The sequence below is a fragment of the Burkholderia sp. LA-2-3-30-S1-D2 genome (assembly GCF_001523915.2).
GTDB lineage: Bacteria > Pseudomonadota > Gammaproteobacteria > Burkholderiales > Burkholderiaceae > Burkholderia > Burkholderia diffusa.
Window position 1 is genome coordinate 2757270 of the sequence record NZ_CP013384.1, and the last position, 22776, is coordinate 2780045.

General features: G+C 66.6%; 27 protein-coding genes, 1 tRNA gene and 1 riboswitch. Of the genes, 14 read left to right on the forward strand and 14 right to left on the reverse strand.

Translation table 11 applies throughout. The annotated features are described in order from the left end of the window. Window positions 1-12: 12 nt before the first annotated feature. From WS66_RS25770 to WS66_RS25780, 3 genes are read right to left on the reverse strand one after another with little or no spacing between them, the layout of a single operon-like run. Window positions 13-1374, reverse strand: coding sequence for an MFS transporter (locus WS66_RS25770; RefSeq protein ID WP_059604473.1), 1362 nt, complete (start codon window positions 1372-1374; stop codon window positions 13-15). Next, a complete protein-coding gene (locus WS66_RS25775; protein WP_014897947.1) occupies window positions 1371-1601 on the reverse strand; it encodes a DUF2783 domain-containing protein in 231 nt (76 codons plus the stop codon). The genes WS66_RS25770 and WS66_RS25775 overlap by 4 nt, the downstream gene beginning before the upstream one ends. Window positions 1602-1630: 29 nt before the next feature. Further along, a complete protein-coding gene (locus WS66_RS25780) occupies window positions 1631-3319 on the reverse strand; it encodes an FAD-dependent oxidoreductase (RefSeq protein WP_059604471.1) in 1689 nt (562 codons plus the stop codon). Window positions 3320-3698: 379 nt separating this feature from the next. On the opposite strand from WS66_RS25780, the gene WS66_RS25790 reads away from it, so the two are divergent. Next, a complete protein-coding gene (locus tag WS66_RS25790; protein WP_059604468.1) occupies window positions 3699-4502 on the forward strand; it encodes an EAL domain-containing protein in 804 nt (267 codons plus the stop codon). A gap of 187 nt (window positions 4503-4689) precedes the next feature. Here the strand turns inward: WS66_RS25790 and WS66_RS25795 are convergent, their stop codons facing one another. Beyond that, window positions 4690-5100, reverse strand: a complete 411-nt coding sequence (locus WS66_RS25795; RefSeq protein WP_059604558.1) for a GFA family protein — start codon at window positions 5098-5100, stop codon at window positions 4690-4692. A 127-nt stretch (window positions 5101-5227) separates the two neighbouring features. Further along, on the reverse strand, window positions 5228-6019 hold the full coding sequence (locus WS66_RS25800) for an IclR family transcriptional regulator (protein ID WP_059604464.1): 792 nt from the start codon (window positions 6017-6019) through the stop codon (window positions 5228-5230). 172 nt (window positions 6020-6191) lie between these two features. Between WS66_RS25800 and WS66_RS25805 the strand changes: the two genes are divergently transcribed. Next, window positions 6192-7379: an acyl-CoA dehydrogenase gene (locus WS66_RS25805; RefSeq protein ID WP_059604462.1), complete on the forward strand. Its 1188-nt coding sequence runs from the start codon at window positions 6192-6194 to the stop codon at window positions 7377-7379. A 146-nt stretch (window positions 7380-7525) separates the two neighbouring features. Here the strand turns inward: WS66_RS25805 and WS66_RS25810 are convergent, their stop codons facing one another. Continuing rightward, entirely contained in the window at window positions 7526-8164 is a 639-nt protein-coding gene (locus tag WS66_RS25810; RefSeq protein WP_059604460.1) for a peroxiredoxin, read from the reverse strand. Between the two features lie 318 nt (window positions 8165-8482). Here WS66_RS25810 and WS66_RS25815 point away from each other — a divergent pair, with 318 nt between their 5' ends. The 3 genes from WS66_RS25815 to WS66_RS25825 all read left to right on the forward strand — a co-directional run bounded on the left by WS66_RS25815 (window position 8483) and on the right by WS66_RS25825 (window position 9786). After that, window positions 8483-8785 (forward strand): DUF883 family protein, encoded by a 303-nt coding sequence (locus WS66_RS25815; protein ID WP_006754606.1) that lies wholly within the window; start codon window positions 8483-8485, stop codon window positions 8783-8785. 124 nt (window positions 8786-8909) lie between these two features. After that, complete coding sequence (locus tag WS66_RS25820; RefSeq protein WP_059604455.1) at window positions 8910-9299, forward strand: phage holin family protein; 390 nt, start codon at window positions 8910-8912, stop codon at window positions 9297-9299. Between the two features lie 43 nt (window positions 9300-9342). Then, the gene (locus WS66_RS25825; protein ID WP_059604450.1) at window positions 9343-9786 is read left to right on the forward strand and encodes a DUF3318 domain-containing protein; all 444 of its coding nucleotides are present in this window, start codon (window positions 9343-9345) and stop codon (window positions 9784-9786) included. Between the two features lie 63 nt (window positions 9787-9849). On the opposite strand, the gene WS66_RS25830 is transcribed toward WS66_RS25825, so the two are convergent. From WS66_RS25830 to glyA, 7 genes are all read right to left on the reverse strand, one after another. Then, on the reverse strand, window positions 9850-10302 hold the full coding sequence (locus WS66_RS25830; RefSeq protein WP_059604447.1) for a type IV pilin protein: 453 nt from the start codon (window positions 10300-10302) through the stop codon (window positions 9850-9852). Further along, complete coding sequence (locus WS66_RS25835) at window positions 10299-10847, reverse strand: pilus assembly PilX family protein (protein ID WP_082728991.1); 549 nt, start codon at window positions 10845-10847, stop codon at window positions 10299-10301. Before WS66_RS25835 ends, WS66_RS25830 begins: the two co-directional genes overlap by 4 nt. A 106-nt stretch (window positions 10848-10953) precedes the next feature. Beyond that, complete coding sequence (locus WS66_RS25840) at window positions 10954-11793, reverse strand: PilW family protein (RefSeq protein ID WP_082728990.1); 840 nt, start codon at window positions 11791-11793, stop codon at window positions 10954-10956. Further along, entirely contained in the window at window positions 11777-12199 is a 423-nt protein-coding gene (locus tag WS66_RS25845) for a type IV pilus modification PilV family protein (protein ID WP_059604443.1), read from the reverse strand. Before WS66_RS25845 ends, WS66_RS25840 begins: the two co-directional genes overlap by 17 nt. Beyond that, a complete protein-coding gene (locus WS66_RS25850; protein ID WP_059604553.1) occupies window positions 12196-12756 on the reverse strand; it encodes a GspH/FimT family pseudopilin in 561 nt (186 codons plus the stop codon). The genes WS66_RS25845 and WS66_RS25850 overlap by 4 nt, the downstream gene beginning before the upstream one ends. A 153-nt stretch (window positions 12757-12909) precedes the next feature. Then, window positions 12910-13389, reverse strand: coding sequence for a transcriptional regulator NrdR (gene nrdR / locus WS66_RS25855; protein WP_014897962.1), 480 nt, complete (start codon window positions 13387-13389; stop codon window positions 12910-12912). A 6-nt stretch (window positions 13390-13395) separates the two neighbouring features. Then, on the reverse strand, window positions 13396-14643 hold the full coding sequence (gene glyA / locus WS66_RS25860) for a serine hydroxymethyltransferase (RefSeq protein WP_108064727.1): 1248 nt from the start codon (window positions 14641-14643) through the stop codon (window positions 13396-13398). 137 nt (window positions 14644-14780) lie between these two features. Then, window positions 14781-14881, reverse strand: a riboswitch (ZMP/ZTP riboswitch). Between the two features lie 180 nt (window positions 14882-15061). Between glyA and WS66_RS25870 the strand changes: the two genes are divergently transcribed. The 9 genes from WS66_RS25870 (at window position 15062) to WS66_RS25910 (ending at window position 21579) form a co-directional block, all read left to right on the forward strand. Further along, a complete protein-coding gene (locus WS66_RS25870; RefSeq protein ID WP_059608335.1) occupies window positions 15062-15808 on the forward strand; it encodes an SDR family NAD(P)-dependent oxidoreductase in 747 nt (248 codons plus the stop codon). 104 nt (window positions 15809-15912) lie between these two features. Beyond that, complete coding sequence (ybgC, locus tag WS66_RS25875) at window positions 15913-16398, forward strand: tol-pal system-associated acyl-CoA thioesterase (RefSeq protein WP_059608334.1); 486 nt, start codon at window positions 15913-15915, stop codon at window positions 16396-16398. 144 nt (window positions 16399-16542) lie between these two features. Next, window positions 16543-17220 (forward strand): protein TolQ, encoded by a 678-nt coding sequence (tolQ, locus tag WS66_RS25880; protein ID WP_059608333.1) that lies wholly within the window; start codon window positions 16543-16545, stop codon window positions 17218-17220. Window positions 17221-17230: 10 nt separating this feature from the next. After that, complete coding sequence (gene tolR / locus WS66_RS25885) at window positions 17231-17680, forward strand: protein TolR (RefSeq protein WP_006484943.1); 450 nt, start codon at window positions 17231-17233, stop codon at window positions 17678-17680. Beyond that, window positions 17677-18744 (forward strand): cell envelope integrity protein TolA, encoded by a 1068-nt coding sequence (tolA, locus tag WS66_RS25890; RefSeq protein ID WP_059608332.1) that lies wholly within the window; start codon window positions 17677-17679, stop codon window positions 18742-18744. The genes tolR and tolA overlap by 4 nt, the downstream gene beginning before the upstream one ends. A 109-nt stretch (window positions 18745-18853) precedes the next feature. After that, the gene (gene tolB / locus WS66_RS25895; protein WP_059608331.1) at window positions 18854-20149 is read left to right on the forward strand and encodes a Tol-Pal system beta propeller repeat protein TolB; all 1296 of its coding nucleotides are present in this window, start codon (window positions 18854-18856) and stop codon (window positions 20147-20149) included. Between the two features lie 17 nt (window positions 20150-20166). Continuing rightward, window positions 20167-20676: a peptidoglycan-associated lipoprotein Pal gene (pal, locus tag WS66_RS25900; RefSeq protein WP_059465490.1), complete on the forward strand. Its 510-nt coding sequence runs from the start codon at window positions 20167-20169 to the stop codon at window positions 20674-20676. A 19-nt stretch (window positions 20677-20695) separates the two neighbouring features. Further along, the gene (gene ybgF / locus WS66_RS25905) at window positions 20696-21445 is read left to right on the forward strand and encodes a tol-pal system protein YbgF (RefSeq protein ID WP_059608330.1); all 750 of its coding nucleotides are present in this window, start codon (window positions 20696-20698) and stop codon (window positions 21443-21445) included. Window positions 21446-21503: 58 nt separating this feature from the next. Beyond that, window positions 21504-21579: transfer RNA gene (locus WS66_RS25910), tRNA-Lys, on the forward strand. A 152-nt stretch (window positions 21580-21731) separates the two neighbouring features. On the opposite strand, the gene WS66_RS25915 is transcribed toward WS66_RS25910, so the two are convergent. After that, the gene (locus WS66_RS25915) at window positions 21732-22679 is read right to left on the reverse strand and encodes a cupin domain-containing protein (protein ID WP_059608329.1); all 948 of its coding nucleotides are present in this window, start codon (window positions 22677-22679) and stop codon (window positions 21732-21734) included. Window positions 22680-22776 lie beyond the last annotated feature (97 nt).

Genomic DNA, 22776 nt, shown 5'->3' on the forward strand with positions numbered 1-22776 from the left:
TTCCTTTCTCCATCAATTCATGGCGGCGTTCGGCGCCTGCGCACCGCTGCGCCGCGTTACGCCGGCCAGTCCCAGCACGAACAGCGCCGAGCACAGCACGGGCACCGCGGCTGCGTGGAACAGCGCGCCGTTGGTCCAGTTGAGCGCAATCAGTTGTCCGCCGACGAGCGGCCCGAGCACCGAGCCGATCCGGCCGATGCCGAGGCTCCAGCCGATGCCGGTCGAGCGCAGCGACGTCGGGTAATACTGGCCCGCGAGCGCATTCACGGCTGGCTGCCCGCCGACCACGCAGAATCCGCCCGCGAACACGACAATCAGCAGCCACGGCAGCGCATGCGCTGCCGAGCCGATCAGTCCGACCGAGACGGCCGCGCATGCGAAGCACGCGAACAGCACGCGCACGAAGCCGTAGCGTTCGATGAACCAGCCGAGCGACAGCGTGCCGATCACGCCGCCCGTCTGCAGCACCGTGCCGACGATCACCGCCGTGCCCGGCGAATAACCCGCGTCGCGCATCACGGTCGGCAGCCAGTTCGACAGGAAGTACAGGTCGATCAGGTTCATGAAGCTGATGGCCCACAGCAGCAGCGTGACCGGCAGGCGGCCATGGCGGAACAGCTCGGCGACCGGCGCGCCGCTCGCCGCGCGCTCGCGCACGACGAGGCGCGTGCTCGCGTCGATGCCGGCCTGCGGCGCGAAGCGCGCGAGCCAGGCGCGGGCCTGCGCGTCGCGCCCTTTCAGCACCAGGAACTGCAGCGACTCGGGCAGCCGCGCGAGCATCGCGAGCGTGAGCACGAGCGGCACCGCGCCGCCGACGAAGAACACCGAGCGCCAGCCGAGCGCCGGAATCAACGCGGCGCTGATGAAGCCGCCGATCGCGGCGCCGAGCGTGAAGCCGCACGACACGATCATCATCCGCTTCACGCGATGCGCGGCCGGGCTGAATTCGCCGACCAGCGCCATCGCGTTCGGCATGATGCAGCCGAGGCCGAGGCCCGTGACGAAGCGCATCGCCATCAGCACGGGAATCGAGCTTGCGAACGGCGTCGCGAGCATCGTCACCGCGAAGAACAGCGTCGAGCCGATCAGCACCGGGCGCCGCCCGATCCGGTCGGCCAGCACCGACAGCCCGAGCGCGCCGAGCAGCATCCCGAACAGGCTCGCGCTGAACACCGGGCCGAGCGCCTGCTTCGGCACGCCCCATTCGGCGATCACGCTCGGCGCGACGTAGCCCATCGCCTGCGCATCGAAGCCATCGATCACGAGACACAGCCCGCACAACGCGAGCAGCATCCAGTGAAAGCCGGGGCGATGGGTCTCGTCGATCACGCGCTCGACCTCGAGCACGCGCGCGTCGGCCGGCGCCGCGCTCATTGCGCCACCTCGGCGGCCGGATGCACGGGCGGTGTCACGCCCTGGCGCGCGAGCGCCATCGCTTCGCGCAGCACGTCGGCATCGCCGATCTGGTTCGCGAGCAGCAGGATCAGCTTCGCGTTGACGAGCTGGCTGTCGGCGTCGGACAGATCGCGATGCATGTCGATCAACGCTTCGTAGAACGCGTCCGGATCGGCCAGGCGCGGGCGGGTATCGAGTCGGGGCATGACAGGTGTCTCCGGTATCGTTGTCGTGTTCAATGCGGTGTTCCGCGCGCGCAGGTCGCGCGCGCCAGCGCGTCGGCGATCGCCTGGCGCTCGAGCGAGCGCATCCGCGCGCAGACGTGCTGGTCGGGGCGCAGCAGGTAGAACGTGCCGGGCTTCGCGTCGTAGCGTTGCGCGGCGAAACCGTCGACGTCCTCCACGACGTCGACGCCAGCCACCGGTCGCGCGTGCCCGGCCGGCACGACCAGCACCGGCCGCACCGGCAGCGCCAGGCCGTCGAGTGCCTGCGCGAGCGCGGTGGCGTCGCCCGGCAGGCCGAACAGCATGCCCGCGAAGCCGTCGCCCAGGTGCCGCAGCAGCCAGCCCGACGCGCCGTGCGCGCGCACCGGCGCATCGGCCGCCGCCGCGCCCGGCCGCATCGCGCACGCGAACGCGTCACCGTTACGGTCCGGCGTATTCAGCGGCGAATCGGCCAGCACGGCCGGCACTGACAGGCGGCCGCTGTTCACGAGCTTGCGCGCGAACTCGCAGTCACGCGCGAGCTTCAGCGTCGCGTCGCGGAACACGCGCGACACCGCGCTCTTCGGCGTGATGAAGTCGGTCGAGCGCGTCGAGTTGCGGATGTTCTCGTCAGCCGCGAACTCGCGCTCGCTCGCATAGGTGTCGAGCAGGCGGTCGTCCGCGCGGTCGTCGAGCACGAGCTTCAGTTTCCACGCGAGGTTGTCCGCGTCCTGCACGCCGCTGTTCGCGCCGCGCGCGCCGAACGGCGACACGCCGTGCGCGGAATCGCCCGCGAACAGCACGCGGCCGTGCCGGAACGTATCCATCCGCTGGCAGCGGAACGTATAGACGCTCACCCATTCCAGCTCGAACTCGGCGTCCGGCCCGAGCAGCGCGCGCACGCGCGGGATCACGCGCTCCGGCTGCTTCTCGGCGACCGGATCGGCGTCCCAGCCGAGCTGGAAGTCGATGCGCCAGACGTTGTCGGGCTGGCGGTGCAGCAGCACCGACTGGTTGCGGTGGAACGGCGGATCGAACCAGAACCAGCGCTCGGTCGGGAATTCCGCCTTCATCTTCACGTCGGCGATCAGGAAGCGGTCCTTGAATGTGCGGCCGCGGCTCTCGAGGCCCATTGCCGCGCGCATCGGGCTGCGCGAGCCGTCGGCCGCGATCACGTACTGCGCGCGCAGCGTCTCGATGCCTTCCGGCGTCTCGACGGTGAGCGTGGCGTGTTCCGCCGATTGCGCGACACCCGTCACCTTGTGCTTCCAGCGGATGTCGATGTTCGGCAGCGCGAACGCGCGCTCGGCCAGATAGCCTTCGACGTAGTACTGCTGCAGGTTGATGAATGCGGGACGCGCATGGCCTTCCTCCGGCAGCAGGTCGAACGCATACAGCTGTTCGTCCTGCAGGAACACCTTGCCGACGTGCCAGCTCACGCCCTTGTCGACGAAACGCTCGCCGCAGCCGAGCCGATCGAAGATCTCGAGCGTGCGCTTCGCGAAGCAGATCGCGCGCGAGCCCGTCGACAGCGTGTCGTCGTCGTCGAGCAGCACGACCGGCACGCCCTGCTGCGCGAGGTCGATCGCGGCCGACAGGCCCACCGGGCCCGCCCCGACCACCACCACCGGGTGGATGGCGGTGTCATCGCCGGCGCCCCGCGTCGCGCGCGGCCGGTAGTCGAACTTCAGCGTCTGGTAATCGATGCTCATGGTCGCCATCCGCTCCTCAGCCCTGCCGTCCGCGCGCCGACGCGCGCCGCGTCGTCCCGCTCATGCCCGTTGCCCGCCGCTGCCGCGGCCCGCCCTGTCTCGCCCACTTGCTGTCAACCGCCACGTCTCGCTCCTTGCTTCCTGTTGATTCCATTCGGGAAACGGCGCCGCTCCGGGCGCCCGAACGCCGCTTTTCTTGATCGGCGACAAATCTTTGGATTTACGAATAGTAAAACCAATTACGAATAGTGAAATCAACGTAAACCCTAGCCATCGGCTCGAGGACGGGATAACCATATGAGCGAAACGCCAAGCCGAGCCGGGCGCGCGCTGCTAATATCAAGGCACGAGGCGGCCCTTTCGGCCGCCATTTTTCCTTCCTACGCCGATGATTCCGCCCAACATTCCCGAGCTGATCGTCCGTGCCGGGCAATTGCCGTATCTGCGGGAACACCTCGCGCTCGCCGAGGGCGGCACCGCGTGCGCCACCCTGCCGGAGCGCACGCTCGCGAGCGCCTATGAACCGATCTACGACGTGACGATGCCCGGCGCGCCGCAGTCGACGTCGTTTGCTGACGCGATCGAGCGCTACGGCGACGAACTCGGCTTCCAGGCCGTCACGCTGGTCACGGGTACGCCGCACGACCCGGTCGACTCCGCCGTCGACGACCAGACGCTCGTCGCGATCGACCGGCTGTCGCGCGCGCTGCACGCGATCAACTTCTTCGGCGCGCAACGACACGGGCTGCTGTTCCTGCGCGTGCACGAACGGCTGCTCAAGAGCGTGAAGTACGACCACGGCAAGCATTTTTCGTCGGTGCTGCAGCGCTTCGGGCTGCCGACCGAGCGGATCGTGATCGAGCTGCCGGCGGTCGCGGTCGCGCACAAGACCTTCCTCGGCTACCTGACGCGCAGCTACCAGCATCACGGCTTCAAGGTCGCGGACAAGCTGCCCGACCCGGGCCGGATCCTCGCGGTCGAATCGGAGATGGCGCGGCCCGACTACATCAAGATGGATGCGGGCATCGCGCTGCGCGACGGGATGGTGAAGGCGCTGGTCGCGTATGCGCAGCGCGTGCGGATTCCGCTGATTTTCGACGGCGTCGTCGACGAGACGCAGTGCGAGCTGCTGCGCCAGCACGACGTGCGGTTCATGCAGGGGCCGGTGTTCGCGAAGGTCGTCCCGGCCTGAGCGGGCGGGTGCCCGGCCCGCGCGGGGGGCGGCACGCCGGATGGCGGAATCCGATGTCAGGATTGCTTCGGGAATCGGGGGCGGCGCGCATCGCCGCCGGAAACCGGCCGGTCCCTCTTCCGTTCATGCGTGAAAGGTAGAACGCGCTTGCGCGCGGATTCGATGCCGGCACGGCGACGGCCGCAGCCTATGCCGTTCCGCCATCGTCGAATTTCGGCAGATCGTCGTCGATCTCGATGCCCGGGAAGCGATCCCCGTACCAGACGTGCCACGCGGGACGCAGCCGCGCCGGCTCGTCGAGCGTTGCATAGTTGATTTCCACGGTCGTCGGCGCATCGGTCAGGCGGTACTCCAACTGCGCGCCGCAGCGGCCGCAAAAGCGCCGCTCGCCCCACGCGCTCGACGCATAGACCGTCGGCTCACCCCGCAGGTATTCGAATGCGTCGAGCGGCACCGATGCCGACGCGACGACCGCCGCCCCCGTCGTGCGCTGACAGAGCCGGCAATGGCAAAAGCCTGCGTCGGCCGGAATGCCGGCGATCCGGTAGCGGATCGCCCCGCATGCGCAACCGCCTTCCATGGTTTCCGGGTGGGACATCGCGAACCTCGTCATCGTCGGGGAACCGGTGGACGATGATGAGCGCGGTTCGCGCGCGGTGCAACCAGCTGCGGCGCCCACTCCGGTGCCCGATCGGCCCGGCGACGCGCCGCTTGCAGCGACCGTTTCAGACCGTCTGCCCGAGCCGCTGCGCGAGCGCCTTCAGCTTCGGCCCGACCTGCGTGCGGAATACGTCCTCGTCCATCGACGACGCAGGCCCGCTGCAGCTCAGGATCAGCCAGCGCCCCTCGCGCGGTTCGCGAAACGGCACGGCCGCCGCGTTCACGTCCATGTGCCACGCGCGGAACGAATAGCAGCATCCGCCCGCGGAGAACTCGGCCACCGCGTCCCGCGCGGCCGCGACGAGCGCATCCGCGTCGGCCGCGCCGCCGGCGGCCCGGTGCAGATCCGCATAGAGCGCGCGGCGCACGTCCTCCGGTTGCACGGCCAGGTACGCGCGCCCCATCGAGCTCGTCAGCATCGACAGCCGCGAGCCGGGCGCAAGCCCGAGCGTCAGCGCGGTTTCGCTGCGGATCGTCTCCAGATAGATCATGTCGAGCCCGTCGCGGCAACCGAGCGACACGGCCGCGCCGATCTCGCGCGCAAGCGCCTGCATGTGCGGCCGGGCGAGATCGAGCGTCCCCGAGCCGGACAGCAGCGCGTAGCCGAGCGACAGCACGCCGGCGTCGAGCGCATACTTTCCGAGCGTCTCGTCATAGCGCAGGTAGCCGAGCACGGTCAGCGTATAGGCGAGCCGGTTCACCGTCGCCTTGGGCAGCCCGGTGCGCTCCGCGAAGTCGCGATTGCCGAGCATCGTCTCGCCGGGCCGGAATGCGCGCAGCAGGTCGAGCCCGCGCGCGAGCGCAACGACGAACTTGCGCTCGTCGATCGTGGTTTCGTCGATGGTTGAAAGCGTCATGTGATGCTACACTGGGTTCGTTTTGCAAAACATTGTTCCGCACAGCGGAACTATAGTCAAGCGAACGTTAGATATCGGGGCAGGCCGCGAAGCGCCAACCCGGGACCGACCGCAAAGCATGGGATCAGGGCAAGCGCTGAAGCGCCCACCCTGGCCAACAGGAGATGACACGATGAGCGCTGCAACTTTTCATTGGGACGATCCGCTGTTGCTGGACCAGCAACTGACCGAAGAAGAGCGGATGGTGCGCGATGCCGCGCACGCGTATGCGCGGGACAAGCTCGCGCCGCGCGTCACCGAGGCGTTCCGCCATGAACGCACCGACGCCGAGATCTTCCGCGAGATGGGTGAGATCGGCCTGCTCGGCCCGACGATTCCGGAAGAGTACGGCGGCCCCGGCCTCAATTACGTGAGTTACGGGCTGATCGCGCGCGAAGTCGAGCGCGTCGACTCCGGCTACCGCTCGATGATGTCCGTTCAGTCGTCGCTCGTGATGGTGCCGATCCACGAATTCGGCTCGGACGCGCAGAAGCAGAAATACTTGCCGAAGCTCGCGAGCGGCGAATGGATCGGCTGCTTCGGCCTGACCGAGCCGAACCATGGCTCCGACCCGGGCAGCATGATCACACGCGCGACGAAGGTGCCCGGCGGTTATTCGCTGTCCGGCGCGAAGATGTGGATCACCAACTCGCCGATCGCCGACGTGTTCGTCGTGTGGGCGAAACTGGAAGAAAACGGCAAGGACGCGATCCGCGGCTTCATCCTCGAGAAGGGCTGGAAGGGCCTGTCGGCGCCGGCGATCCACGGTAAGGTCGGGCTGCGCGCGTCGATCACCGGCGAGATCGTCCTCGACGAAGTGTTCGTGCCCGAAGAGAACCTGATGCCGAACGTGAGCGGCCTGCGCGGCCCGTTCACGTGCCTGAACTCGGCGCGCTACGGCATTGCCTGGGGCGCGCTCGGCGCGGCCGAGTCGTGCTGGCACACCGCGCGTCAGTATGTGCTCGACCGCAAGCAGTTCGGCCGTCCACTCGCCGCGAACCAGCTGATCCAGAAGAAGCTCGCCGACATGCAGACCGAAATCACGCTCGGCCTGCAAGGCGTGCTGCGTCTCGGCCGGATGAAGGACGAAGGCACGGCGGCCGTCGAAATCACGTCGATCATGAAGCGCAACTCGTGCGGCAAGGCGCTCGACATCGCGAGGCTCGCGCGCGACATGCTCGGCGGCAACGGCATCTCGGACGAATTCGGCGTCGCGCGCCATCTCGTCAACCTCGAAGTGGTGAACACGTACGAAGGCACGCACGACATCCACGCGCTGATCCTCGGCCGTGCGCAGACGGGTATCCAGGCGTTCTTCTGATCGTCCGGATGCGGCGTCGTACGCGGCAGTGCCGCGGCGTACGCGCAAAAAGATACGGCCCGCCCGGCATGACTGCCGGACGGGCCGTTTTTCATCGGATCCGCGCTTCGGGCCGCCGGCCCGGTACCGCGTTCACCCGCCGCTGCTTACTTGTTCGGCTGCGGCGTGAGGCGCAGGTACGGACGCACGGCGTTGAAGCCCTTCGGGAAGCGCTTCTTCAGCTCGTCCGGATCCTGCAGCGACGGCACGATCACGACGTCGTCGCCGTCCTTCCAGTTGCCGGGCGTCGCGACCTTGTAATTGTCGGTCAACTGCAGCGAGTCGATCACGCGCAGCACTTCGTCGAAGTTGCGGCCGGTGCTGGCCGGATAGGTGATGGTGAGCCGCACCTTCTTGTTCGGGTCGATCACGAACAGCGAGCGCACCGTCAGCGTTTCGTTCGCGTTCGGGTGGATCATGTCGTACAGCTGCGACACCTTGCGGTCCGCGTCGGCGATGATCGGGAAACCGACGACGGTCGACTGCGTTTCGTTGATGTCGTTGATCCAGCCCTTGTGCGATTCGACGCCGTCGACCGACAGCGCGATCACCTTCACGTTGCGTTTCTCGAATTCGCCCTTCAGCTTCGAGGTCAGCCCGAGTTCAGTCGTGCACACCGGCGTGTAGTCGGCCGGGTGCGAGAACAGGACGCCCCAGCTGTCGCCCAGCCACTCGTGAAACTTGATGGGGCCCAGGCTCGATTCCTGCTCGAAATCCGGTGCGATGTCACCAAGACGCAGACTCATGATGTTCCCTCCTCGAACGATGCTGGTTGAAACCGCGCCCTGGACGGCGCGGGACAGTCCATCAGCTTACGGGAAGCAATGGGCGACGCGAACGATTATTCTGTTTGATATTCATACTTTTTTGTCATTTTTACCCGGTATCGGGACACGACCGACGGCCACAAGGGAAACTTTTCGCAGCATTTGTGGCTCTGTCAATGCTTACGAGTCGTTTACCATGTGGTCTTGCACCGCCGCCGCGTGTCTTCCCGGCTCGCCAGCAGGCAAGGGTTTCGCTACGATGTGAACCTGCAGCATGACAGCATGAAGGGAGTTGCAATGTCGGAAATCAACAAGGAGAAGCTGATGTCGGATATCAAAACCGTTCTCGCGGACGCCGAGGATCTGCTCAAGCAGGCAGCGAGCAGCACGGGCGACCGTGCGGCCGAGCTGCGCGAGAAAGCCATGTCGCGCCTGAAACAGGCCAAGGAAAAGGCAACCGACGTCCAGGTCGTGGTGGTCGAGAAAGGCAAGAAGGCCGCGCGCGCGACCGACGACTACGTGCACGAGCATCCGTGGACGTCGATCGGCGTCGCTGCCGGCGTCGGCGTGCTGATCGGCCTGCTGATCAACCGCAAGTAACGCGCTCAACGCCGTTCCGCCCCATGTGCCGCCCGGTGCGGCGTATGGGTGCCGAAGCCAGCCGGCGGTCCGCCCCCGGCCGGCTTTGCCCTAGCCGCTCATTGCGCGCACAAGCGCCTCATCCATGACGACAGACACCCACCCGCAGCCGTCCGGCCAGGGACCGCTGCGCCGCCTCGTCGGCTCCGCGATCGGCCTCCTGCAAACGCGCCTCGAACTGGTCGGCATCGAACTCGCCGAGGAGAAGGAACGCCTGATGGGCGTGCTGTTCCTCGGGCTTGCGGCCATGATGCTCGCGACGATGGCGCTCATCAGCCTGACCGTGCTCGTCACGATCGCGTTCTGGGACACCTATCGCTGGCAGTCGCTCGCGGCCATCACCGCGCTGTACGCGATCGCGGGCATCGGATGTGCATTGAAAGCGCGTTCGGGCCTGCGCGACGCGCCGACCGTGTTCGAGGCGACGCTCGCCGAGCTCGATAAAGATCGCGAAATTTTCCGCGGCAAGCCGTGAACGCAGTCGCGTTCCCCTCCCTCACCTACTTCGCCGACGCGCCATGAGCCAGAACGTCACGGGCCATTCAACCCGCCCCCATTCGTCGCGATCGAACTGGAGCGCGTCGCAGCATCGCGCACTCCGCAAGGAATTGCTGATCCTGCGATCCGAGGTCGAACGGCTCGAGCTTGCCGAAGCCGCCGCCGAAATGCGCCACGCCGTCACGCGCTTCAGTTGGCTCAAGGTATTCGTCCCCGGCCTGTCGGGCACCGGCTTCAGCCAGTCCGCCAAGAACTTGAACGCGAGCCTCGGCCAACTCGTCAACCAGTACCCGATGTTGAGTTCGCTCGCGTCGCTCGTGCTGGCGAAACCCATACGCTCGCTGATACGCGCGAGCGCTGGCCCCGCGCTGAAATGGGGCTCCGTCGGCTTCGCTGCATGGGAGATCTACCGGATCTGGAAACAGTCGCGCGACGAGCGCAACCCTGCCACGAACGACGACTGACACGCAACGACAGGCGCGCATGGGCCCGGCGCCGTTGCGCGTTTTCCGTGCGTGATCGCGTGATCAACGCACGCCCCAGCATGTCCGCTCCCGTGCGTCGGCGTCAGCATCGTTAGATCCTGCATTCCCTTTCGTCCCGTCCGCGCGCAGCGTGAAAGCACCGCATGCGTCATCGCGCATCGGGCCTGCATCGAGCGGGCGTGCAATGAGTTCGTAGGCCACCGGTGCATCGTCGCCGGCTGCTCGCCGCAGCGCGATGTCGTAGACCGCCTGCCCGTCCGGGGGCGCCTGCGAATATGCGTCTGGCAGCGTCCGTGGCGGCGCGCCGTCGAGCGTTTCGAGATACTGAGCCGCGCGGTAGAGCGCAGCGACCGCGGATGCGCGATGCACACGCGCGACGTGCTCGCGATACGACGGGATAGCCCACCCGGCCAGCGCGGCGACGATCGCGAGCACGATCATCAGTTCGAGCAACGTGAACGCCACCGATCGGCGCAGCAATGGAGGCCGTTTCATCGATGAACCGCCGCGACGCGACGCCAGCGCTGTGCAACGATGCGTCCGTGTCGCACCGCGACCTGGCTCTGCAGCCAGACCACGCTTGACGCGTGGCCACCGACACCACGCGCGGTGACGAGGTAAGCACGACTCCCTCGAGGGCCGACACCTCGCCAGGCTTCGATCAGGCAACGCGGCGGCTGGGCCGCCATCGGCCAGGATGCGAACGGCGCGAATGCTTCGGCGACACCCAGCGCGGTCACACGCCGCCACGCGTCCGGCTCGGCGGATGACGCGAGCTCGTCGATGTACGGCGCCCCGCCTCGAAGCAATCGCGCCGTGCAGGCTGCGACCGCCGCATCGGCCGCGTGAAATGCAATCAGCCGGTCCGACAATGCACGTGTGCGGCGCGATTCCGTCAATGCGGATTCGAACCATGTGCCGGTCAGCGCGGCGACCGCCGCGCCAACCGCGATCACGGCAGGCAGTGCAAGGCCTGCGTCGCGACGCCAGTGGCGGCTGGTGGACGGAAAGCGTGTGCGTGATGTTGTTCCGCTCAGCATGGGGACCTCACCGCGTGCCGCATGTCGCGGAACGCCACGGCGCGCTGCCTTTCGAAACCAGCCGCGATTCGCATTGCGAGCTGGTCGACGAATCGGTTCGCGTCGATCATCGCAACACCTCATGATCCTGCGCCGCATCACCCACGGGATCGGTGGATGCGACCGCGGCATTGCGCAACGCGACGATTCGATGCAGCACCAGATGCGCGCGACCGTCCGACGAAACGGCCGTGCGGCCGTCGCAATCGACATGACGCGCGGGCCCGTGCGTCGGTTCGCCACGCGCACGCACGCATACATGCATGGCAACGACATCGCGCCAGTCACCGCTGCCCATCGCCCCCGCGTCGACGAACTGCACGGCTTCGCGACGCAGGTAACGCACGCGCAGTTGATCGATGCCGGACACGACGGGTTGCGGCGTACCCGGGCGCCCGCTTCCCTCGCAGTACAACTCGGGCTCACCCGTCGACGGGCTGACATGCGCGTCGAAACGATTTTCCACGAGCGGCCGCTCACCAGGCGCGCCAACACCCTGCCCGAGACAATCCGACACCTGTGCCCCAGCCGTCGGCCACGTCGACACGGCATCGCCGACATACCGAACCAGCAATGCATCCGACGCTGCGCGCATGGCTTCGCAGCGCACCTTCGCTCCGTTGCCTCGCACGCGCCCCGCGGAACAGCCGAACACGGGCGGTAACGATGGCGGCCCTTCGACATCGAGCGGACGAAACCCGGCCATCTGGATCTGCTCGCCGATCAGCATCAGTGCGGTCGCGGCCGCATCGCGCATCCGGAACCCGTCTTCCGCTCGCCGCTGCGCGACGCGCTGGGCGTGATACAGCGCACCGGCAGCGGCAAGCACCAGCAGACCGACCGTCATCGCGATCAGCACTTCGAGCAGCGTATGCGCGCGGCTACGGCGTTCACCGTTCATCGGCATTGACCTCGGCCTCCCGAAACGGAATCCGCACGCACGACGGTGGCCCGACCGTTGCCCGCGCACTTTCGCAGCGCGCCGATGTCAGCGCGTGGGCGTGAACGTCACGCCAGCCGACCGTCACGTAGCGGACACCCGCCGGCCCATCGTCGAGCGCCGTCGTGCCGCCGGGCAACGATGCAGACGCGAGCGCCGCGATGCCGTCGTCGGCGCCTGCCACTGCGTGCCGGCGCTCAATGCGAGCATCGGCCAGCCACAGCGCGCGTTCACGCCAGATCGTCGCCCACTGCGCGCGCGTCATCGCAAGCTGGCTGCCGGCCACGGCCAGCATCACGGTTGCAAGTAGCGCGACAGCCAGCACCGCTTCGAGCAGCGACGTGCCGTGCATCGATTTGCGCGCGCGCTTCATGCCGCTTCGCAACGACCGGTGACGACGCGCGCCCGGCCGCCTGCCGCTATCCGGACGCAGCGCGACACGCGTGTGTCGTCACCGGACAGCGTGCGCTGCGGACGCAACTCGAAACGTCTGATCCCGCCAAGCACCTGACCCGCCGGCGGAGCAAATGCCAGATCGTGCGCCGCTCCCGCGACAGCGATGTCGGCATCGCGCGGATAGCGCCGCAGCACGCGCGACCGTCCGTCGAACTGCCCGCTGACTATCCATCCGCACGACCATCCCGCCAGGTCGCACCGCTCGCCTGAACGCACGCAACCGCCGTCGCGCCCGGCCCTGCACAGCGTGACGCGCACGCCGAGACGTGTTGCTTCGGTGCGCGCGAACGACAGCGCGCCGAGCAACGCACGCGTGCGTGCATCCACACGTTCACGCATGTGCCACTGATCGAATGCAGGTGTTGCGTATAGCCCGATCGCGGCTGCGAGCGCGATCGCGACCATCAGCTCGACGAGCGTAAAGCCGCCGCAGCGTCGCACGCGTTGTTCAACGCCCTGTCGGTGCAGTCCCATCGCCATCGCCCTCCGTCAACGTGATGCGACGACTGTAGCGACGCAAGCAGACACGCGCCATTAGCCGAACGGCCGACTGGCTACATGCGATCGCGGCCGACACAATCGGCGCGAACTGAACCCACGGAGAAGACGATGAACGGACGCAGCGCGTCAGCGCTTACGCGGAGATTTGGAGGGGGACGCGCGACGGAACTCCTCGATCACGTCGGCAAATTCGGAAACATCCTCGAACCGGCGGTAAACCGATGCGAAACGGACATAGGCGATCGTATCGAGGCCGCGCAACTCGTTCATCACGAGTTCGCCAAGCTTCTCGCTACGCACTTCACGCTCGCCGGTCGCGAGCAGTTGGTATTCGATACGGGCAACCGCCGCGTCGATCGCGTCAGCCGCAACCGGCCGCTTGCGCAGCGCGAGTTGCATGCTGGCGACGATCTTGCGACGGTCGAATTCCGTGCGGCTGCCGTCCTTCTTCACGACGGCCGGCAGGTTCAGCTCGACCCGCTCGTACGTCGTGAAGCGCTTGTCGCAAGCCGAGCAACGACGGCGCCGTCGAATCGCGGCGCCATCTTCGGACACACGCGAGTCGACGACCTGCGTGTCCTCGTGCCGGCAGAACGGGCAGCGCATGCTGGATCAGCGATAAACCGGGAAACGCTTGGTCAGCTCGGCTACTTGCGCGCGCACGCGCTCGATCGTCGCTGCGTCTTCCGGGTTCTCGAGCACGTCGGCGATCAGGTTGCCGACCGTCTCCGCTTCCGCCGGGCCGAAGCCGCGCGTCGTCATCGCCGGCGAACCCAGACGGATCCCGCTCGTCACGAACGGCTTTTCCGGATCGTTCGGGATCGCGTTCTTGTTCACCGTGATGTGTGCCGCGCCCAACGCCGCTTCCGCCGCCTTGCCCGTGATCTTCTTCGCGCGCAGGTCCACCAGCATCACGTGGCTTTCCGTACGGCCCGACACGATCCGCAGCCCGCGCTTGACCAGCGTCTCAGCCAGCACGCGTGCGTTCTCGACCACCTTCTCCTGGTAGGCCTTGAACTCCGGCGACAGCGCTTCCTTGAACGCCACCGCCTTCGCCGCGATCACGTGCATCAGCGGGCCGCCCTGGATGCCCGGGAAGATCGCCGAGTTGATCTGCTTCTCGTATTCCGACTTCATCAGGATCACGCCGCCGCGCGGGCCGCGCAGGCTCTTGTGCGTCGTCGTCGTCACGAAGTCCGCGTGCGGCACCGGGTTCGGGTACACGCCCGCCGCGATCAGCCCCGCGTAGTGCGCCATGTCGACCATCAGGTACGCACCGACCGACTTCGCGATCTTCGCCAGACGCTCGAAGTCGATCTTCAGCGCGAATGCCGACGCGCCCGCGACGATCAGCTTCGGCTTGTGTTCGTTCGCCAGTTGCTCGGCTGCGTCGTAGTCGATGTCTTCGTTTTCGTTCAGGCCGTAGCTCACGACGTTGAACCACTTGCCCGACATGTTCACCGGCGAGCCGTGCGTCAGGTGGCCGCCGTGCGCGAGGCTCATGCCCATGATCGTGTCGCCCGGCTTGAGCATCGCGAAGAACACGCCCTGGTTCGCCTGCGAACCCGAGTTCGGCTGCACGTTCGCCGCTTCCGCGCCGAACAGCTGCTTCACGCGGTCGATCGCCAGCTGCTCGACCACGTCGACGTATTCACAGCCGCCGTAGTAACGCTTGCCCGGATACCCTTCCGCGTACTTGTTCGTGAGCTGCGAGCCCTGTGCGGCCATCACGGCCGGGCTCGTGTAGTTTTCCGACGCGATCAGCTCGATGTGCTCTTCCTGGCGGCGGTTTTCCTGCTCGATCGCTGCAAAGATTTCGGGATCGACGTTCGCGATGGTGCTTTGGGCTCTGTCAAACATACGGTTTCCGTTAAGTGTGTACAGGTTGACCGGAGTGGCCGAGTACATTGCGCTGCTGGCGGAACCAGCCCGACGTGGCGGAAGAATCCGTATGACGCGAGGCAGGACAGCCACCGGCGATGCACGCGACGGCGCACAACGGCTGCCCAGGCGAACGGCAAAAACGGCGCCCCGCGCTTCACGGTGGGATGCTCCACCTTGAACCCGAAGGGTTCTATCGCCAGTCACGCAGGGGTGATGAGCGCGTTAGTGTATTGGATGCGTCATGAATAGGCAACCGCACGGCGGGACGCCCCAAGCAATTGGGGCCAGACTCTACGCGCCCGCACCGGAACGCTGTGCCGCCTTGCCGCGGTGCCGCAATCTCAGTAGGCTTGCGGGATACTATCCGCTACTTTGTTACCGACCAGGAGCAGCAATGATCGTGTTCGTCACAGGCGCGTCCGCCGGCTTCGGCGCCGCCATCGCCCGTGCCTTCGTCAAGGGCGGCCACCGCGTCGTCGCGACCGCGCGCCGCAAGGATCGTCTCGATGCGCTCGCCGCCGAACTCGGCGATTCCCTGCTGCCGCTCGAGCTCGACGTACGCGATCGCGCGGCCGTCGAGGCCGTGCCGGCCGCCCTTCCCGCCGAATTCGCGGCACTCGACGTCCTCGTCAACAACGCCGGCCTCGCGCTCGGCGTCGAGCCGGCCCAAAAGGCCAGCCTCGACGAATGGCACACGATGATCGACACGAACTGCACGGGCCTCGTCACCGTTACGCACGCACTGCTGCCCGGCATGATCGAGCGCGGCCGCGGTCACATCTTCAATATCGGCTCGGTCGCGGGTTCGTATCCTTATGCGGGCGGCAACGTCTACGGCGCGACCAAGGCTTTCGTCAGACAATTCAGCCTGAACCTGCGCGCCGACCTGCTCGGCACGCCGCTGCGCGTCACCGACATCGAGCCGGGCCTGTGCGGCGGCACCGAGTTCTCGAACATCCGCTATCGCGGCGACGACGCAAAAGCGGCGAGCGTCTACAACAATGTCCAGCCGCTCATGCCCGAGGACATCGCCGACACGATCTACTGGATCGCGACGCGCCCGGCACACGTCAACGTCAACACGATCGAGCTGATGCCGGTCGCGCAAGCGCCCGGCGGCCCGACCGTCCACCGCGGCTGAAGTCGCGCGGGCCCGCCTCCTCCCGGGGCCGGCCCGCAGTGTGCTACGGCATACTACATTCCGTTACGAATCGGTTACGAATCCGGCCTCGGCCTTCCGGTAAAATGCGCGCCATGACTCAGCCTACCCGCTCCCCGGACGCGCACTCCGGCTTCACTTGGCCGGTACGCGTGTACTACGAGGACACCGACGCAGGCGGCATCGTCTTCTATGCCAACTACTTGAAGTTCTTCGAACGCGCTCGCACCGAGTGGCTGCGCGCATGCGGCATCGACCAGCGTCGGCTCGCCGACGATACCGGCGCGATCTTCATCGTTCGCAGCACGTCGCTCGACTACCGCGCGCCGGCGCGACTCGACGACGCGCTGACGATCACGAGCCGGCCCGGACGCATCGGCCGCGCATCGGTGGAATTCACGCAGGAAGCCTGGTGCGGAGACACGCTGCTCGTGGCCGGACACATCCGCCTCGGCTGCGTCGACCGAACCGGCATCCGGCCCGCGGCAATCCCGCCGGTCGTGCTCGACGCGCTGCAACGCGGGCCCGTCATCGACGCCGGGCAGACTGTATTGTCAACGAAGCTCGGGTGAGCACCGTTTAGACAAAGCCTATGAACTTGCCCTCCTGAATCGATACTAAGCAAGGTTCGGCGCCAGGCCAGGCCGGCGCGCCGCGCCACACGCATACCGTGCGCCCTCGCCGGACACCCCCGAAGGGACGTTACTCAAACCTCTATGAACACTTCTCAAGACCTGTCGATCATTTCCCTCGTCCTCAACGCGAGCGTGCTGGCCCAGGCCGTGATGGGGCTGCTGCTGCTGCTGTCGCTGATGTCGTGGACCTTCATCTTCCGCAAGTGGTTCGCGATCCGCCGCGCACGCGCGCAGACCGAACGCTTCGAAAGGGATTTCTGGTCGGGCGGCGACCTGCAGGCGCTGTATCAAAGCGCGGCCAACAATCGTCACACGATCGGCGCGCTCGAGCGGATTTTCGAATCGGGGATGCGTGAGTTCCTGAAGGGGAAGGAAAAGCGCATCAGCGACCCGGGCCTCGTGCTCGACGGCGCGCGCCGTGCGATGCGCGCGTCGTTCCAGCGCGAAATGGACGTGCTCGAAGCGAACCTCGCGTTCCTCGCGTCGGTCGGCTCGGTCAGTCCGTACATCGGTCTGTTCGGCACCGTCTGGGGGATCATGAACTCGTTCCGCGGCCTGGCGAACGTGCAGCAGGCGACGCTCGCGAACGTCGCACCGGGCATCGCCGAGGCGCTCGTCGCCACCGCGATCGGCCTGTTCGCCGCGATTCCGGCGGTTGTCGCGTACAACCGCTACGCGCACGACATCGACCGCCTCGCAATCCGCTTCGAGACCTTCATCGAAGAGTTCTCGAACATCCTGCAGCGTCAGGCCCAGTAAGGAGCGCGCCATGGCAGGAAGTCCCATTCGATCCAGCATGCGCGGCGGCCGCTCGCGCCGCGCGATGGCCGACATCAACGTCGTGCCGTACATCGACGTGATGCTGGTGCTGCTCGTGATCTTCATGGTCACGGCACCGCTCGTCGCCCCGTCGATCATCAATCTGCCGACCGTCGGCAATGCCGCCCCCCAGGAACAGACGCCACCAGTCGTCGTCAACATCAAGGCCGACCGCACGATGAGCGTCAAGTACAAGGGCGACTCCGGCGCGACGCAGGAAGACACGATGACCAAGGCCGAGCTCGACAGCTTCATCTCGGCCCGGCAGGCTGACCATCCCGACCAGCCCGTCGTGATCGCGGCCGACAAGACCGTGCAGTACGATGCCGTCATGACCGTGATGTCGGACCTGAAGGCGCGCGGCGTCAAGCGCGTCGGCCTCCTCGTCAAATCGCAATGAACCGGCAGCAATCCACGCGCGGCAACGCCTATCCGTCTCAGCCCCCTCGCGAGCGCGGCACCTGGCGCGCGTTCGCGCTCGCGGCGCTGATGCACGTGCTGCTCGCGTTGTTCCTCTATCACGGCGTGCAGTGGCAGAACAGCACGCCGGCAGGCGCCGAAGCCGAACTGTGGACCGAGGTGCCCGACGTGCCCGCGCCGCGGCCCGTCGTCACACCCACGCCGCCCGCGAAGCTCGCACCGCCCCCTCCCCCGGTCAGGGACGAGCAGGCGGACATCGCGCTGCAGCAGAAGAAACGGCAACAGGAAGCGGCCGCGCGCGAAGCGCTGCTCGAGCAGCAGCGCCGCGCGCAGCAACTGAAGACCCAGCAGGAAGAAGCCCGGCGCGAGCAGCTTGCGGCCCAGCAGGCTGCTGCCCTCGCCGCGCAGAAGGCCGCCGAGCGCGAAAAGCAGAAGCAGGCGGACAAGCTCAAGCAACAACAGCTCGTGGAGCAGCAGAAGCTCGAACAGCAAAAACTCCAGCAGCAGAAACTGCAGCAACAGAAGCAGGCGCAGCTGGAAGCGCAGCAGGCGGCGAAGGCCAAGGCCGACGCGGCCGCGAAGGCGAAGGCGGAAGCCCAGGCAAAGGCGAAGGCCGAGGCGACGGCGCGCGCGAAGGCCGACGCGGCGGCGAAGGCGAAGCTCGACCGTGAGCGCAGCGCGCGTCTCGCGCAGATGCAAGGCATGTCCGGGTCCGGCGAAGGCGGCGGTGAAGGCCTCGCGAAAAGCGGTACCGGGACGGGCTCCGGCGGCAATGCCGCGTCGCCCGGCTATCCCGACAAGGTGCGTCGCCGTGTGAAGCCGAACATCGTCTGGGGCGGCGAGCGCGCGGGCCTGACGACGGTCGTCGCGATCCGCTGCACGCCGTCGGGCGACGTGCTGAGCGTTTCGATCCGCCGTTCGAGCGGAAATTCGGGGTGGGATCAAGCCGTGGTCAATGCGATTCAGGCGTCGGTCCCATTGCCGCCCGATTCTAACGGTCGTACCCCGTCCGACATTACGATTACCTTCAAGGCAGCGGAGTGATCGCAAATGCGCTTACACTCCGTGCGTCGCTGCCGGACGGGAACGAATCGGGTATTTTTACTGTCTCTGCGGTTGCGCAGCGATCCAAGTCACATGGGAAGCAAGAAGCATGAGTTTGATGACGAAACTAGGTTTCAGGGCACTCGTGGCCTCGTGTCTGATTGCGGCCGGCGGCGCCGCTAATGCGCAGGTCAACGTGCTGATCACCGGCGTCGGTTCGACCCAGTTCCCCATCGCCACCGCGAATTTCGTGAACGAGGCGAACCTGCCGCAGCAGGTCACGTCGATCGTCCGCGCCGACCTCGCGCGCAGCGGCAAATTCACCAATATCGACGCGGGCAGCACGCCGGTGCCCGAAACCGCATCGGTCGATCTCGGCGCATGGAAGGCCAAGGGTGCGAACGCGTTCGTCGCCGGCAGCGTGAACCGCGACGCCAACGGCCAGTACAAAGTGAACTTCATCCTGTACGACACCGTGAAGCAGCAAAGCCTCGGCGGCCTGTCGCTGACGGCGAACGACAGCACGCTGCGCACGGCTGGCCACAAGATCGCCGACTTCATCTACCAGAAGTTGCTCGGCGTGCGCGGCGTGTTCGCCACGCGTCTGTCGTACGTGATCAAGACGGGCAACCGGTACCAGTTGCAGATCTCGGACTCCGACGGCCAGAACGCACGCATCGCGCTCTCGAGCACCGAGCCGATCATCTCGCCGGCGTGGTCGCCGAGCGGGACGAAGGTCGCGTACGTGTCGTTCGAGCGCAAGAAGCCGATCGTCTACATCCATGACCTGCCGACGGGCCGCCGCTACATGGTCTCCGACCAGAAGGGCAACAACAGTGCGCCGGCGTGGTCGCCGGACGGCAACACGCTGGCCGTTGCGCTGTCGCTGACGGGCAATACGCAAATCTATACGGTCAATGCGAACGGCGGCGGTCTGCGCCGGCTCACGCAGAGCAGCTCGATCGATACCGAGCCGTTCTACTCGCCGGACGGCCGCTGGATCTATTTCACGAGCGATCGCGGCGGCGCGCCGCAGATCTACCGGATGCCCGCGCAAGGCGAAAGCGCCGGCTCCGCGCAACGCGTGACCTTCACCGGCAGCTACAACACCAGCCCGCGCATCAGCCCGGACGGCAAGCTGCTCGCCTACATCTCCCGCACGGGTGGGGGGTTCAAGCTGTACGTTCAGGATCTGCAAACCGGCGCGGCGAACGCCATCACGAATACCAATCGCGACGAATCGCCGAGCTTCGCGGCAAACGGCCAGTACCTTCTTTACGCTACCCAGTCGGGTGGTCGCAACGTGCTGGCAGCAGTGCCCTCCGACGGCAGCGCGCCGCCGCAGATCCTGTCCGTCCAGGGCGGCTCCGTTCGTGAGCCGTCGTGGGGGCCCTTCATGCAATGACCACAAGGAGAGTAACCATGATGTCGAACAAAGCTCGTCTGGCCCTGGCCGTGATGATGATCAGTGCGCTCGCAGCGTGTAAGTCGGGCGTCAAGCTCGACGACAAGGCCAACGCGGGCGCGATGAGCACGCAGCCGAGCGCCGACAACGTCGCGCAGGTGAACGTCGATCCGCTGAATGACCCGAACAGCCCGCTTGCGAAGCGCAGCATTTACTTCGACTTCGACAGCTATTCGGTGAAGGACGAATACCAGCCGCTGCTGCAGCAGCACGCTCAGTACCTGAAGAGCCACCCGCAGCGCCATGTGCTGATCCAGGGCAACACCGACGAACGCGGCACGAGCGAGTACAACCTTGCGCTGGGCCAGAAGCGTGCGGAGGCTGTCCGCCGCGCGATGGCACTGCTCGGCGTGAACGACTCGCAGATGGAAGCCGTGAGCCTCGGCAAGGAAAAGCCGCAAGCATCGGGTCACGACGAAGCATCGTGGGCGCAGAACCGCCGCGCCGACCTCGTCTACCAACAGTAAGTAACGGAAGATTTGCCGTATGACGCACCGTGTATCCTGGCTGCGGATGGCCGCAGCATTCTGCGTCGTCGGCGCGGCGTGGTCGGCCGCGCCGGCGCACGCCGGCATGTTCGACGACAACGAGGCGCGCCGCGCCGTGCTTGATCTGCGCAGCAAGAGTGACAACCTGTCCAGCCAGTTGTCGGCCGCCCAGCGTACGATCCTCGATCAATCCGGCCGTATCGACCAGCTGAACCAGCAGGTCGCGACGCTGCGCGGCGAGAACGAAGACCTGACGAACCGGCTGACGACACTCGAGCGGCAGCAGAAGGAGTACTACCAGGATCTCGACACGCGGCTGAAGAAGTTCGAGCCGCAACAGGCGACGATCGACGGCGTGGAAGGCACCGTGCAGCCGGGTGAAACGGATGCGCTCAACGCGGCGCAACAGCAGTTCCGCAACGGCAACTTCAAGGCGGCGGCGGCTTCGTTCCGCGCGTTCATCGCGAAGTATCCGCAGAGCCCCTACCAGCCGACCGCGCAGTACTGGTACGGCAATGCGCAATACGCGCTGCGCGACTACCGCGGTTCGACTGCAACGTGGCAAGGGATTGTGAGCAAGTTCCCGCAGCACCCGCGCGCGGCCGACGCACTCGTGGCAATCGGCACGAACCAACTCGAGCAGGGCCAGAAGGCGGCTGCAAAGAAGACGTTCGAGCAGGTCGTGTCGCAATACGCTGGATCGAACGCCGCGCAGACGGCACAGGGCAAGATCGAAAGCATCAAATAAATTATGGTGACGGGTTGTTGACAGACCAGCGATCCGCCGCTATAATTTTTTGCTCTTTGGGTCGTTAGCTCAGTTGGTAGAGCAGCGGACTTTTAATCCGTTGGTCGCGTGTTCGAGTCACGCACGGCCTACCAAGATGTCAAGAAGGGGCTTCCGGGAAACCGGAAGCCCCTTTTTCATTGTTGTTGCCTCGCGAGCAGGTGTGCGCCGCGGCACGCAGACACTTCTCCCCTCTTCGATTTTCGCCAACGGTTCGTCGTCGAGCACGACGCCCCCGCCGGCAACCTCACGAGTCGCGCTGCGCGCGACGCCAGCGCCCCGGCGTCGTGCCGAGCACCGCGCGAAATGCCTTGCCGAACGCCGCCTCCGACTGATAGCCGACTGCCTGCCCGATCTCCGCCTGCCCGCGCTGCGTGTCCTGCAGCAGCGCGCACGCATGCATCATCCGGATCTGCGCGATGAACGCGCCGACACTCATCCCGGCCCGCTCGCGGAAATGCCGCGCATATGTCGCGCGCGACATCGCGGATGCATCGCCGAGCGACTCGACCGTCCACGGCTTCTCCGGCGCCTGCAGCACGGCCTGAACCGACGGGCCGAGCCGCGCGTCGGCCGCAAGCGCGAGCCAGCCGGACGGCACGCGCGCACCACGACCGTATGCGCGCAACGCATACGCGAGCAGCGCCTGGCCGAGCGCGTTCACGATCGCGCCGGCGCCCGGTTGACCATTCGACGCCTCGGTGCGCAGCACGCTCGTCAGCAGCTGCAGCGGCGCGAACCCCGACGCCTCGCGCAACCCGACATGCAGTACATGCGGCAGCGTGCGCATCAGCAGTTCACCCGCACCGCGCGCATAGACGAACCGTCCACACAGCAGGTCCACGCTCGCGCCGCCCGGTTCGGCCGGATCGAGATTCGACTTGACCGGCAGCACCGTGCCACCGCCCGTCCCCAGATCGCGCAGCGCTGCAACCGGCCCCAACCGGCCGGCTCCTGCGTCGAGCAGGTCGTGCGCGCCACCCGCGGGCAGCAGTACGAAATCGCCGTCGGCGAGCTGCAGCGTGCGCCCGTCCGCGGTACGCATCCGGCACGTTCCGGCCAGCACGAGGTGAAACGCGGCCTCGCCGGGCGGCAACGGATCGTGCGGCATCGCGAACGGGCCATCGAGCAGGCAGCGCACGTCGAGTTCGACATGGCTGCGGCCCAGCGATAGTAGTTGACTGAGGGCATCCATGAGACGATCTCGCTAAAAATTGACACTCTAGCGCATCGAAACCCTCAGCGCGAACGATCAGAATAGGTCTGCATCGCCCGAGATCGCGGCGCCCGCC